This window comes from Paraburkholderia aspalathi (assembly GCF_900116445.1).
Classification (GTDB): Bacteria; Pseudomonadota; Gammaproteobacteria; order Burkholderiales; family Burkholderiaceae; genus Paraburkholderia; species Paraburkholderia aspalathi.
In genome coordinates this window covers 104,340-117,481 of record NZ_FPBH01000011.1, presented here as the reverse complement: position 1 = coordinate 117,481, position 13,142 = coordinate 104,340, and the positions used below count along the sequence as shown (strand labels likewise).

Here is a 13,142-nt window from a genome sequence, read left to right as displayed (position 1 = left end):
TGGAGAGACGACCATGAAAATAGGCTTTATCGGACTCGGCAACATGGGCGCGCCGATGGCGCTCAACCTGCTGAAGGCGGGCCACGCGGTCAACGTATTCGATCTCAACGCTCAAGCGGTGCAGGCACTCGTCGATGCGGGCGCCAAAGCCGCAAGTTCGCCGAAAGCCGCAGTGACCGACGCCGAATGTGTGGTGACGATGTTGCCCGCTGCCACTCACGTGCGCAGCGTGCTGATCGCGGATGACGGTGTTTTCGCTGGCATCGCCGAAGGCGTGACGATCATCGATTCGAGCACCATCGATCCGGCGAGTGTGAAGGCGTTTGCCGAACTGGCCGAGCAACGCGGCAATACCTTTGTCGACGCGCCCGTCTCGGGCGGCACCGGCGGCGCGGCGGCAGGCACGCTGACCTTCATGGTCGGCGGCAGTGCGGATGTGTATGAGCAGGTCAAGCCGGTGTTGTCGGCGATGGGCAAGAACATCGTGCATTGCGGCGACACCGGCACCGGTCAGGTCGCGAAGATCTGCAACAACCTCGTGCTCGGCATCACGATGGCGGGCGTGGCCGAGGCGATGTCGCTGGGAGAGGCGCTCGGCATCGACGCGAAAGTGCTGGGCGGCATCATCAACACCTCGACGGGCCGCTGCTGGAGTTCGGACACGTATAACCCGATGCCCGGCGTGATCGAAACCGCGCCGTCCACGCGCGGCTATTCTGGTGGCTTCGGCACCGATCTGATGCTGAAGGACCTGGGCCTCGCCACCGACGCCGCGAAATTCGCGCGTCAACCGGTGTACCTCGGCGCTTTGGCCCAACAGCTTTATCAGACGATGAGCACGAAGGGCGCAGGCCGTCTGGACTTCTCGGCGGTGATCAAGCTCTATCGTAAGGAAAGCAAGGACGGAGACGCGTAATGATCGAACTCGACTACGCACACGACGGCGCCGTCGCGCTGCTGACGCTCAAACGGCCGCCAGCGAACGCGTTCACGCCGGACGGTTTGCTGCTATTGCAGCAGACGGTGGAGCGTCTGAACGGCCAAGCGGGCGTGCGGGCCATCGTGATCACGGGCGACGGCCCGAAGTTCTTCAGCGCAGGCGCCGATCTGAATACGTTTGCTGACGGTAATCGCGAAGTCGCGCGTACGGCGGCAACGCGCTTCGGCGCGGCGTTCGAGACTCTGCAGAAAGCGCGACCGGTGGTGATCGCCGCGATCAACGGGTACGCGATGGGCGGTGGGCTCGAATGCGCGCTGGCCTGTGATATCCGCATCGCCGAGCAACACGCGTTGATGGCTTTGCCCGAAACGGCAGTGGGTTTACTGCCGTGCGGCTGCGGCACGCAGACACTGCCGTGGCTGGTCGGTGAAGGCTGGGCCAAGCGGATGATTCTGACCGGCGAACGCGTCGACGCTGCGACCGCATTGCGTATCGGTCTCGTCGAAGAAGTAGTGGAAAAAGGCGCCGCGCGCGAGGCTGCGCTGACGATGGCGGCGCGTGTCGCGAGCCTCAGCCCGCAAGCGGTCAGCTTCAGCAAGACGCTGATTCACCAGGGTCGCAACGGCGTGCCGCGTGCGGCGGCGTTGGCGGTGGAGCGGGAGCGCTTTGTCGATCTGTTCGACGGCGCCGATCAGCGCGAAGGCGTCAATGCGTTTCTCGAGAAGCGCGCGCCACGCTGGCAGGTGACGCAAACTGAGCCGGCCGCGAACGCCGGGCAGGAGACGCATCGATGAGCGCTTTGCAGAGCGTCGCGGTCGACACGGGTGTCGAAGCGGAGCGCGAAATTCTGTTTCGGGTCGTCAACCGCGTGGCGATCATCACGCTGAACCGGCCGGCCGTGCTCAATGCGCTATCGCACGCGATGGTGCGCGAGCTTGCCGTACTGGTCGAACATTGCCGTACCGACGACGGTATCGTTGCACTCGTGCTGAAAGGAGCGGGCGCCAAGGGCTTTTGCGCCGGCGGCGACGTGCGAGAGGTGTACCGGCTCGCAAAGAATGACGACAGCCGGTGGCTTGCGTTCTTCGCCGATGAATACCGGCTCGACTACGCGTTGCACAAGTTTCCGAAGCCGGTGGTCGCCTTGCTCGACGGTATCTCGATGGGTGGCGGCATGGGGCTCGGTCAGGGCGCGCGGCTGCGCATCGTCACGGAACGCAGCAAGATTGCGATGCCGGAGACGCGCATCGGCTTCCTGCCCGACGTCGGTGCGACACGATTCCTGAGTGTGATGCCGGCGGAGGTCGAGTTATATGTCGGGCTCACCGGCGTGACCTTATCCGGCGCCGATGCGTTGCGCCTGCAACTGGCGGATTTGTGCGTGCCGGCCGAGTGGCTTGGTACTTTCGAAGAGCGCCTGCAGCGCATGTCGCACGCGGGAGATTTGATGGCTGCATTGCGCGGCGTGTTCGAGCCGCCGTGCAACATCATTCCGCATGCTGCATTGGGGCCGTTTACGCAGTTGATTCTGCGGCATTTCGACCGGCGCTCGAGCATCGAGCGGATCGTCGCCACGTTGCGTCACGATCTGGAGCGCGAGCCCGCGCGTGAGGTGAAACAGTGGCTGCAGTCTGCTTATGACGCGATGGTTGGACACTCGCCCACGATGCTGTATGTCACGCGCGAGGCGCTCCTGCGCGGCCGGCAGATGACCTTGGCGGAGTGTTTCCGGATGGAGTTGGGCATCGTCAAGCGGGTGATCGAGGAAGGCGATTTCTGCGAAGGCGTGAGGGCGCAGTTGATCGACAAGGATCGCAAGAGCCGCTGGGCGCCGGCGACGCTTGCGGAAGTGCGCTCGGAACGCGTCCGGCATTTTCTGAGCTCGCCGTGGAAGCGGGAGACGCATCCGCTGGTTGGGTTGGGGGTTGAAGAAGGCTAAAGGCTGCGCCCGCCGACGCGGTGTTTCAGACTGCGTCGGCGCGCTTGAACGTCAACCTTCTCCTACGGTGTCGCCCCTGAATACACCTGTTGGCGGCACGGTGCTTTGCGCCCCCCGAACCCGGGAAACCCAAAGCACCCCGATTAACGCGACGGCAACTGCCACCCATCCGACGGTCCCATATCCTTCGATCTGTCCCGTGGGCGAACTGCTCAGCATCAAGCCGCCGATCCACGCGCCGCACCCCGTGCCCAATGCCTGCAGCGCGCTGTTGGCGCTAAGAAAAGCACCCCGGCGGGAAGGCTCCGGCACGGTCGTCAGCAGTGCCTGCATCGGCACCATCCGCCCGGACATCAGCACCATGAAAAACGGGAAAAACATCACCAGCGCGTAGAACGGCAGGTTTGGCAGATGGGTCACAAACAGGACGGGCAGAAACGAGAGTACTGCCGCAATCCGGAATACGAGCCGCGTGCCGAACCGGTCTGCCAGCCGGCCGACCCGGCGCGACGTGAAGAATGTTGCCGCGCCGCCGGCCATATACAACCACGACAATTGCGCGGGCGCCACGCCATGATTGGCGACCAGCACCGGTGAAATGAAGGGGATCACCAGCATGTGCGCGACCATCATCATGAAAGTCAGCGCAAACGCATTCATATGCCGCGGGTTGCTCAGCAGCCGCCACAAATCAGGCAGCACCTCGCCGAGCGCCGGCTGGCGACGACTCAAATGCTCCGCAAGCGATGGCACAAGTTGCCACCCCACAATCCAGACGGCCACCGACAACACCACCAGCAAATAGAACGGTGCTGCCCAGGTGAAATGCGCGCCAAGCATCACGCCTGCCGGCACACCGGCAATCGCGGCCAATGAAAAGGCGGTCATGATCGTGCCCGTCGCGGCGCCACGGCGCTGCACCGGGATCACGTCGCCGACAATCGCCATGATCACCGAGCCCAACACGCCCCCCGTGATGCCGGCAAACGCGCGCGCGACCAGCAGAAGGGGGAAGCTGCTCGCCAACGCGCACGCCAGGTTCGACAGCGCGAACAGTGCATACATCGTCAGCAACAGACGACGTCGGTCGAAACGGTCGATATAGGTCGCTGCGAACAACCCCGACAGCCCCGAACACCACGAATACGCTGATACGGCCGTCGCAAACGCCGCCGGTGTGATGCTGAACGAGTGCATGATCTGCGGGCCGAGCGGCATCATCACCATGAAGTCCATGATGATGGTGAACTGCGTCAGCGCAAGCAGCCACAGCAAACGTCGCTCGTGCTTTGTGCTAATTGAATACATCGGTCAATTCCTTATTTTTGTTCGACGCACGCCGCTTGCTGAGCTCGCGCAGTTCATTGCGCGTACGCTGCAGAGAGTTAGTCGTCGAGCGTTTCATGTACCGCTTCGGCGCCCTGTCTCCAGTAGCTGGCCGCGCGAATGCGCGACTTGTCGACGCCACGTTCCGTGCACAGGTGGTAGCGCACTGCACGCATCGTCGCGGATTCGCCGGCGGCCCATACGTAGCCTTCACCGTCTTCGGGCAGATAGATTTCGCGTACCGCTTGCAGCAAGGCCTCGCCGCGATAGCCCGATTCGCTGCGATGGCGCCAGACGATGTGCAGTTCGGCCTTCGTTGCGAATTCGATCTGTGCCGACGGATCGGCCACTTCGATCACTGCCGCGACGCGTGTGCCTGCCGGCAACTCTTCCAGGCGGCGAGCAATCGCCGGCAGCGCCGTGTCGTCGCCGATCAGCAGATGCCAGTCGAAGCCCGTCGGTATCACCAGCGAGCCGCGCGGGCCGCCGACGCCGAGGTACTGACCCACTTTGGCTTGCGCCGCCCACGTTGCAGCCGGGCCGGCCTCGTGCATGGCGAACTCGATGTCCAGTTCGCGCGCTTCAGCGTCGAAGCGGCGCGGCGTGAAATCGCGGGCAATCGGTCGCTGGCCCGCGGGAAACACGGGACCGTCAGGGCCGCTTTCCGGCAGCACGGGTTTGTCGGCGCCGGGTTCGGGGAAGAACACTTTGATGTGATCGTCGAACGAGGCGGAAACGAAGTCGTGCAGATCCTCGCCCGTGAAGGTCACGCGAATCAGATGCGGGTTCAGCGCGTGGACCTTCTTGACCTGCAACAGACGGAACTTCAGCGGATGCCGCACGCGGTGGACGGCCAGATCGGCTCGGTTGTCATTTGTCAGCATAAGGGTGCCACTCCTGTCGGTTTGATTGGCATTCGAAAGTGCACACGGGCGCCTTCGAACGCGGGTGTCGGATAGCGCGATCTCAAGCGCTCGGTTCGCTGCCTTGATCACCGCCCTGGTCGCTGCCGGGTTTGCCTTCGCCTTCGATTTCATTCGCCGCACGCATCAGGATCGCGGCGATGCGGCGCTGTTCGGCAGCCGGTACGTTGTCACGGCGCAGGAGCGCATGCTTCAGCGCGCGGCGTGCTTCGCTCAGTTCGGGCAGCCAGCCGCCTTCGCTGATGTCGGCGGGCTCCTCGCCGGCAAACGCGCGGCGCACGGAATCCATCTTGCGGGCGATGTGCGACAGTTTGGCGAGCATCAATTCGACGCGGTCGCGGTTGGTGGCCAGGTACTCGCGGCCCGCTTCCGACAATTCGTAACGCTTGCGATTGCCTTCGAGTTGCACGGTCACGTAGCCGAGTTCTTCCAGATACGTGAGCGCCGGATAGACCATGCCCGGGCTCGGACTGTAGAAGCCGTTCGAACGCGTTTCGAGCGCCTTGATCAGCTCGTAGCCGTGGCTCGGCTGCGCGTCGATCATCGAGAGCAGCAGCAATTGCAGATCGTCGGAGCTGAATTTGCGGCCGCGCGGAAAACCGTCGCCGTCGCCGCCGAAGCCGCCCGGGCCACCGCCGCCGAAGCGTCCGCCGCGACCGCCGCCGCCGCGATAGTCGTCGTGGCGGCCGATTGCGTGCCACAGTGCGTGAAGCGAGAAGCGGTCGTAGCCTTGATGGCCGAAGCGGTGACCGTGATCGAAGCCGTCGCGCTCGCCGTGTTCATTGCGGCCGCCGTGGCGGCCATGGTCGCGCTCGTCGCCGTGGAACTCGTACTGGCCGCCGCGGCTGCCACGGCCGCCATGACGGCGTTCGAAGTCTTCGCCACGTTGTTCGCCGGCGCGCTCGCCGTGGAACTCGTAATGACGGGTGAACACATGCCAAAGCGCATGCAGCGACGGGCGGTCATGCCCTGCGAAGAAACCTTCGTCCGCGCCACGCGAACGGGAAAAACGGTGGTGATGACGCATGTTGGGTACTCCCATTTGTGTCTTAAGATGTGTCGTAAGATATATATCTAAAGATAGTTTGTCAAACTCATTTTTTGCACCGGTGGGGTTCGGATCAGGCTTTTCATGCCATCGAGTCACTGAGCAGATGACATTCATGCTCTCGTGAAATCATCGGTAAACGCCGGGAATCACGCTCAGAACGGCATTGGCCGTATTCAAGGAGCGATGAGGAGGTATGCAATTACCGGTGTGAGAGGGAAGGTGGGCGGCGCGGCGGCACGCGCGTTGTTGGACGCGGGACACGCAGTGCGTGCCGTCTTGCGCGACAAAAAGAAGGCGGCGAAGTGGGAGTAGAAAGCTGATTCCCTGGGAGGATCGTCAGGTCTGTATTTCAACGCGTCGGTTGCGGCAGTCCCAATTTGGGACTAAAATGTCTTGCATGCGAATCGTTGCCAAAAAAACCATTCTTTCCTTCATCGAAGGGCACGCTCAAGCCGGGCAATCTCTGTTGGCGTGGCACGCGGAAGCTTCTAAAGCGAACTGGAAAACGCCACAGGACATCAAGGATCAATATGGCTCGGCAAGTTTCATTGGGAAAAACAGAGTGGTGTTCAACATCAAGGGCAACGATTTTCGATTGATAGTCGCGATCGCGTATCGAATCGGTGTGGTCTATGTCCAATTCGTTGGCACTCACGCCGAGTATGACAAGATCGACGCTGAAACCGTGGAATTGGAGTAATGAACATGGATATCCGCCCCCTGCATACTGAGGACGATTACAAGGCCGCGCTCGCGACCGTATCCGAACTTGTCGATGCCGACCCGGCGCCTGGCACGCCGGATGGTGATCGCCTTGATATTCTGTCGATCCTGGTGGAGCGCTACGAAGCTGAAACCTTTCCGCTGCAAAGTCCGGATCCTGTTGAGGCCATCAAATTCAGGATGGAGCAGGCCGGCTTGTCGGTCCCGGATATGCAGCCGTACATCGGTAACGCGAACCGGGTCTACGAGGTTTTGAACCGCAAGCGTGCCCTCAGCCTGACGATGATTCGCCGCCTTCACGCGGGATTGCACATTCCTGCTGATGTGCTGATCGGAGTGGCTTGACCGGCAGAGGAAAGGCGCCTCGCTGCGACCGACATCGACCGTCTGGATCGCATACGTCGCCGAAACGCCCTCTCAACAAAATCAAAAAATCGACCGCCCCGTAATCGTGGTCAGCAATTCCAGCGCCTTCGCACCGGCGAGTGAGTTGCCGTTCGCGTCGAGCCCGGGCGACCACACGCACACGGCCATCTCACCCGGCAGCACCGCGACGATGCCACCGCCCACGCCGCTTTTTGCCGGCAAGCCGACACGAAAGACGAAGTCGCCCGCAGCGTCGTAGGTGCCGCAGGTCAGCATCAGGGCCGACAAACGCTTGGTCGAACTGCTGTCGAGGATGCGTTCCCCGGTCGACGGCACAACGCCGCCATTACTTAGAAACAACGCGGCCTTCGCCAGCTCGACGCAGCTCATCGAAATCGCACACTGCCGGCAATACGCTTCGACCACAGCGTGGACGGGCATGTCCATGTTGCCGAAGCTCGCGATGAAATGCGCCATCGCCTGGTTGCGATCTGCATGTTGAAGCTCTGACTGCGCGACGCGCGAATCGTAGTCGATCGTGATCTCGCCAGTCAGCCGCCGCATGAACTCCACCAGCGCGGTCTCGGCACGTACGAAGCGGCGGCACAGCACATCGGTGACAACCAGCGCCCCGGCGTTGATAAACGGGTTGCGCGGCTTGCCTTGCTCCGCTTCAAGCTGCACCAGCGAATTGAACGGCGTGCCCGACGGTTCGCGGCCGACGCGCAGCCACAGCTCGTCGCCGAGCAGCCGGAAAGCCATGGTGCAGGCGAACAACTTGGAGATACTCTGAATCGAGAAGCGCGTATCGGCCTGGCCGATGCGGAAGACTTCGCCGGACGGCGTGACGATCGCCATGCCAAAGCTGTCGGCCGGGACCTTTGCCAGTTCTGGAATGTAATCGGCGACCTTGCCGGTACCCGGATAAGGCTGAAGATCGCGTTGAATCTGTTCGAGGATGGATGCGTAGTTCATTGAGCTCGGACCGTTTGAAGCCGCGATTCTACTGGCAACCTGGCGCGAATTGTTCGTGCGGCGAGGCGCTGCCGGGTTCGAACGGCGTTTCGCGAAGGCTATGCTAGTCTTACTGTGTTTCTTACAGTAACCGGGTAAAACAGACATTTCATGACGCAAGCCTTCGATCCGGATGGCGTCGAGCGTCCGGTATTCGTGGTCGATGAGCGTTACAACGTGCTGGACGAACCGTGGCGCGCCTACCGCCGCGCGCGGCTGATCCACGTGAGCGCCGGCGTGCTGACCGTGCGCACCGAAACCGCACGATGGGTCGTGCCGCCGGGGCACGCGCTCTGGCTGATGGCGAACGTGCAGCATTACCTGTCGGCTGCCGAACCGGTGCAACTCCATTCGCTGTATGCCGATGCGGACGCTGCGCCGCTACCCGCGCAAGGCGTTGCCTTGGCGCTCGACCCTCTGGTGGAAGCTTTGCTGAGTGCCGCAGCTGATCTGCCGCACGACAAACCGCTCGACGAGCCGGCCGAGCGTCTTCTGCAAGTTTTACTGGACCGACTGTCGGGGTTGCCCACAGCCCCTCTGGCGCTGCACTGGCCGCAAGATCCACGGATCCAGCGGATCGTGGAGGCGCTGAGCGCTAACCCGGCGGAGCCGGCGGTGCTCGACGATCTGGCCCGGGCTGCGGGCGTCACCGCTCGCACGGCGGCGCGCCTTTTCGTCAAGGAAACCGGGCAGACTTTCGGCCAGTGGCGGCAGCAACTGCGCTTGCTGGTTGCACTGGAGCATCTCGGCGCCGGAGAGAGCGTCACGCAGGTGGCGCTCGAGGTCGGCTACAACGACGTGTCGTCGTTTATCGCGGTGTTTCGCGATGCCTTCGGCGACACGCCCGCCCGCTATTTCCGGTGACTTCGCTGACTCCGTTGACTCCGCTGAGGCAGTGCCAAAAAACACCGCGATCAGTGCGCGCCCGACGCAGCCGCTCCGCCGCCGCCCTTGGCCGGCTTCGTAATCCAGATCAGCGGAATGATCAGAATGAAAATGATCGCCGACACAAAGAAGATGTCGTTCAGGCCCATCATCGCGGCCTGAGTGTTCACCGTGAAATCGAACAGCGCGTGCGACGATTGCGTATTCAGATGGAGCAACGACTGGGTCGAATCGATCTGCTGGTTGAACAGCGGGTTGTTCACGGTAGCCTGCTCGGTCAGCCTTGCATGGTGCAGCACCGTGCGGTTGTTCCACTCGTTGCCGGCGATCGAGGTCCCCACCGCGCCGCAAAACACCCGCGCGAAATTCGACAGGCCGGCGGCCGCCGGAATCTTGTTCGGCGGCTGACCGGACAGAATGATCGCCGTCAGCGGCACGAAGAACAGCGCCATCGGAATGCCTTGCAGCAACGTGGGGAGTACGAGATGCCACGTGTCGATTTCGATCACGTACTTCGAGCGCATATAAAACACGATCGCAAAGCCGATAAACGCGAGCGTGGCGATGATGCGCGCATCCGAACGCGGCAGCACCCGGCCCATTACCGGCGCGAGCAGCACGGCGAAGATGCCGAGCGGCGCGGTGACGAGACCCGCATCCACGGAGCGGTAGTTCAGATACTCCTGCATCCATTGCGGAAGCAGCACCAGGTTGCCGAAGAACACGCCGTACGCCACCGAAATCGCAATCGTGCCGCCGAGAAAATTGCGCTGCTGGAACAGCCGTAAATCGACGATCGGGTTTTCCTCAGTCAATTCCCACACGAGGAAGAACGCGAAGCTGATCACCGCGGTGATGCCCAGAATCACGATCACCGGCGACGAAAACCAGTCGAGGTCCTTGCCCTTGTCGAGCATGATCTGCAGCGACGCGACCCATGTAACCAGCAGGCCGAGCCCGACCACGTCGATAGGTGGCTTGCGGGTTGCCGACTCGCGGGTGCGATAGATCATCCACGTCACGCCGGCCGCGAAAATGCCGACCGGAATGTTGATGTAGAAGATCCACGACCAACTGTAGCTATCCGTGATCCAGCCGCCGAGCGCGGGGCCGGCAATCGGGCCGACGGTAGCCGTCATGGCCCAGAGCGCGAGCGCGGTCGACGATTTCTCCTTGGGATACGAGCCGAGCAGAATCGCTTGCGAGAGTGGAATCAGCGGACCGGCCACCGCGCCCTGGAACACTCGGGCGACCAGCAGAATCGGCAGCGTGGGCGCAATACCGCACAACCATGACGCCAGCACGAACATCAGAATCGCGCCGACAAACAGCTTGACCTGGCCAATGCGTTGCGTGAGCCAGCCGGTTAGCGGAATCGAGACCGCATTGGCCGCGGCGAACACCGTGATGACCCATGTGCCTTCATCGACCGAGACGCCGAGGTTGCCCGAGATGGTGGGAATCGCGACGTTCGCAATCGACGTGTCGAGCACGTTCATGAAGGTTGCGAGCGCAACGGCGATGGTCGCCAGAACCAGTTTGCCGCCTTGCAGAGGCGGCGGTGCAGGTGGTGCAGGCGGGGCAGCGGCGGGCGGGGAAGAGGGCTGGCTCAAACGATTCTCCGGATGGCGATGCGACGGACGTTCTGCACGGCGTTCTATTCACCACCCGGCAATGAGCCGGGCGGTCCATCGAATGCTCGCAAAAAAGCATACCTGTATTCGCGTTTGGGCGTCGTCGAGCCATGCAGATCGGGCGACAGAACCGAATCCGGCAGCGTATGCTCCCGCCTGAGGCCGCATGGAGCGACACCACGCGCGGTGAAATCTAAAGTACTGCGGGAATAGAGAGAGGAATTGAATATGGCTTGGGAGCAATTCGAACACGGCTGGCGGCGCGCGCCGGCGATAACGCCGGCCAAGGCACTCGTGGTGCTGATGCACGGCGTAGGCAGCAATGCGCGCGATCTGATGCCGCTCGCGGACATCTGGAGCGAGAGCCTGCCGGATGTGGCGTTTGTCTCGCTCGACGGTACTGACGCTTTCGACGGCGGCTTTGGCGGGCGCCAGTGGTTCAGCCTGCGCGATGTCAACGAGGGCAATCGCGAGGCGCGTGTGGCCGCCGCCTATCCGGCATTGCGGCACATGCTCGAGGCGGAACTGGCGCACTGGCAGCTTTCTTTCGATCGCCTTGCATTGGTCGGTTTCTCACAAGGCTCGATCATGGCGATGCATCACGTGGCGACCAGTGCGGAAGGCGCTGCTGCCGTCGTCGCGTATTCGGGGCGGCTCGCCTCGGTGATCGTCGCGCAGAACGGTACGCCGCTCACGCTCGTGCACGGGGAAGACGACGAAGTGATCCCGGTTGAGGAGCTGGAATACGCCGCGGACGCCTTCAGCAACACCGGCTACACGGTCGATGCCTACGCCTTGCCCGGCATCGGCCACACGATCAACGCGGACGGCGTCGAACTCGGCAAACAGGCGCTGGAGCATGCGCTCGGTACTTTGTCGCGCGACTGACACGGTCCCAATTGAAAAGTGGCCCTAAAGATTCTGATCTGCTTGCCGTTAACTGCTCATTAGCATGAAAATCACTCCCGCCGCGCGGATCGCGCAACGCCCATCTGGGCGTGCCAAGCGGTTCGGGTGACCGGGGGCGCATTTTCCATATTGCCCTGCAAGGGCGGATAACGACACATCAGAGCCTTCCTATGGCCAGACCGACGCCGCATTACCCGCTTTTCGATCGACTGTTCCGTCATTCCGTGGCGGTGGACCTCGGCACGGCCAATACCCTTATCTACACCGACAATGGCGGCATCGTGCTGAACGAGCCGTCGGTCGTGGCGTTCCAGAAAGAGTCCGCCGCCGGGCAAAAACGCGTGACGGCCGTGGGCACCGAAGCGCGCCAGTTGCTCGGCCGCGCGCCGGGCAACGTCGAAGCCATACGGCCGATGCGGCACGGCGTGATCGCCAACTTTTCCGCTGCCGAACAGATGATCCGGCAATTCGTCGACATGGCCCGGCCGCGGCCGCTGTTCAGCCGGCGCGCCGCCTTCACCTTGTGCGTGCCGGCGGGCGCGACCCAGGTCGAGCGTCGCGCGATCAAGGAAGCGGCGGTAGCGGCCGGCGCGTGGAAGGTCAGTCTGATCGGTGAATCGCTGGCATCGGCGGTCGGCGCGGGCCTGCCGGTTTCCGAAGCGACTGGCTCGATGGTGGTCGACATCGGCGGCGGCACGACCGAAGTCGGCGTGATCTCGCTCGGCGGCCTCGCGTATAGCGGCTCGATTCGCGTGGGCGGCGACAGTTTCGACATGGCGATCGTCAGCTACGTACGGAATCTGTATGGCGTGCTGCTCGGCGAACAAACCGCCGAACACGTCAAGAAGGGCATCGGTTCGGCCTTGCGCGAAGTGCCGGTCGAACATATGAACGCGACCGGGCGCAGCGTCGACGACGGTTTGCCGCGCACAGTTCAGCTGAGCAATCACGATATCGCCGACGCGATCGAGGGTCCGCTGCGTCAGGTGATCGGCGCGGTGAAACGTGCGCTTGAAACGGCGCCTGCCGAACTGGTGACCGATATTGCGCACAGCGGCATCGTGTTGACAGGCGGTGGTGCGCTGCTCGGCAATCTGGGTCGGCGCCTGACCAATGAGCTCGGGCTCGAGGTCCGCGTCGCCGATGAACCGCTCACTTGCGCGGTGCGTGGCGCGGGCGCGGCAGCGGCTGCGGGTTTGCTCGACGACACCGCCTACGAATGATTTGACGCGGGACGTCCCGCGTTGCAGGTGACCGCGACTCAGGCCGACCGCATGAGGCCCGGCGGATATTGAATGGCTGTGTGACAATACGTCCCTCGTCCCACTTTCAGGGACGCGAATACGCTTTCTTCTTCGAATCCATTTCTAGCCGGCGCCGCTGATCGTTTCAGCCGTTGCCGCGCCGTCCGTGAACCACCTGTGAATCAATC

13 protein-coding genes are annotated in these 13,142 nt (G+C 62.7%); 8 read left to right on the top strand and 5 right to left on the bottom strand.

All coding sequences use genetic code 11. The features are described 5' to 3' along the window. The first annotated feature begins 13 nt into the window (after positions 1-13). Genes mmsB through BM438_RS18515 form a run of 3 tightly spaced genes read left to right on the top strand, consistent with a single transcriptional unit; the run spans position 14 to position 2,879 of the window. Positions 14-916 (top strand): 3-hydroxyisobutyrate dehydrogenase, encoded by a 903-nt coding sequence (gene mmsB / locus BM438_RS18525; protein WP_093635958.1) that lies wholly within the window; start codon positions 14-16, stop codon positions 914-916. Further along, a complete protein-coding gene (locus BM438_RS18520) occupies positions 916-1,734 on the top strand; it encodes an enoyl-CoA hydratase (RefSeq protein ID WP_093635955.1) in 819 nt (272 codons plus the stop codon). The genes mmsB and BM438_RS18520 overlap by 1 nt, the downstream gene beginning before the upstream one ends. Then, on the top strand, positions 1,731-2,879 hold the full coding sequence (locus BM438_RS18515; protein ID WP_093635953.1) for an enoyl-CoA hydratase/isomerase family protein: 1,149 nt from the start codon (positions 1,731-1,733) through the stop codon (positions 2,877-2,879). The genes BM438_RS18520 and BM438_RS18515 overlap by 4 nt, the downstream gene beginning before the upstream one ends. A gap of 51 nt (positions 2,880-2,930) precedes the next feature. On the opposite strand, the gene BM438_RS18510 is transcribed toward BM438_RS18515, so the two are convergent. From BM438_RS18510 to BM438_RS18500, 3 genes are all read right to left on the bottom strand, one after another. Beyond that, entirely contained in the window at positions 2,931-4,187 is a 1,257-nt protein-coding gene (locus tag BM438_RS18510; RefSeq protein ID WP_093635950.1) for an MFS transporter, read from the bottom strand. Positions 4,188-4,264: 77 nt separating this feature from the next. After that, positions 4,265-5,089, bottom strand: a complete 825-nt coding sequence (locus BM438_RS18505) for a siderophore-interacting protein (protein ID WP_093635948.1) — start codon at positions 5,087-5,089, stop codon at positions 4,265-4,267. 82 nt (positions 5,090-5,171) lie between these two features. Next, complete coding sequence (locus BM438_RS18500; protein ID WP_234488058.1) at positions 5,172-6,155, bottom strand: PadR family transcriptional regulator; 984 nt, start codon at positions 6,153-6,155, stop codon at positions 5,172-5,174. 421 nt (positions 6,156-6,576) lie between these two features. On the opposite strand from BM438_RS18500, the gene BM438_RS18490 reads away from it, so the two are divergent. Further along, complete coding sequence (locus BM438_RS18490) at positions 6,577-6,879, top strand: type II toxin-antitoxin system HigB family toxin (protein WP_093636155.1); 303 nt, start codon at positions 6,577-6,579, stop codon at positions 6,877-6,879. A 5-nt stretch (positions 6,880-6,884) separates the two neighbouring features. Continuing rightward, positions 6,885-7,247 carry a helix-turn-helix domain-containing protein gene (locus BM438_RS18485; protein WP_093636157.1) on the top strand — a complete coding sequence of 121 codons (363 nt, stop codon included), beginning with the start codon at positions 6,885-6,887 and terminating at the stop codon, positions 7,245-7,247. An 81-nt stretch (positions 7,248-7,328) separates the two neighbouring features. On the opposite strand, the gene BM438_RS18480 is transcribed toward BM438_RS18485, so the two are convergent. After that, positions 7,329-8,243, bottom strand: a complete 915-nt coding sequence (locus tag BM438_RS18480; RefSeq protein ID WP_093635946.1) for a glutaminase — start codon at positions 8,241-8,243, stop codon at positions 7,329-7,331. A 150-nt stretch (positions 8,244-8,393) separates the two neighbouring features. On the opposite strand from BM438_RS18480, the gene BM438_RS18475 reads away from it, so the two are divergent. Next, a complete protein-coding gene (locus tag BM438_RS18475) occupies positions 8,394-9,146 on the top strand; it encodes an AraC family transcriptional regulator (protein ID WP_093635944.1) in 753 nt (250 codons plus the stop codon). Between the two features lie 50 nt (positions 9,147-9,196). On the opposite strand, the gene BM438_RS18470 is transcribed toward BM438_RS18475, so the two are convergent. After that, the gene (locus BM438_RS18470) at positions 9,197-10,780 is read right to left on the bottom strand and encodes a DHA2 family efflux MFS transporter permease subunit (protein ID WP_093635942.1); all 1,584 of its coding nucleotides are present in this window, start codon (positions 10,778-10,780) and stop codon (positions 9,197-9,199) included. Between the two features lie 249 nt (positions 10,781-11,029). On the opposite strand from BM438_RS18470, the gene BM438_RS18465 reads away from it, so the two are divergent. Together BM438_RS18465 and mreB are read left to right on the top strand one after the other, a co-directional pair. Next, positions 11,030-11,689: an alpha/beta hydrolase gene (locus BM438_RS18465; protein WP_093635940.1), complete on the top strand. Its 660-nt coding sequence runs from the start codon at positions 11,030-11,032 to the stop codon at positions 11,687-11,689. A gap of 191 nt (positions 11,690-11,880) precedes the next feature. Beyond that, positions 11,881-12,933 carry a rod shape-determining protein gene (gene mreB, locus BM438_RS18460; RefSeq protein WP_093635938.1) on the top strand — a complete coding sequence of 351 codons (1,053 nt, stop codon included), beginning with the start codon at positions 11,881-11,883 and terminating at the stop codon, positions 12,931-12,933. Positions 12,934-13,142: the final 209 nt, after the last annotated feature.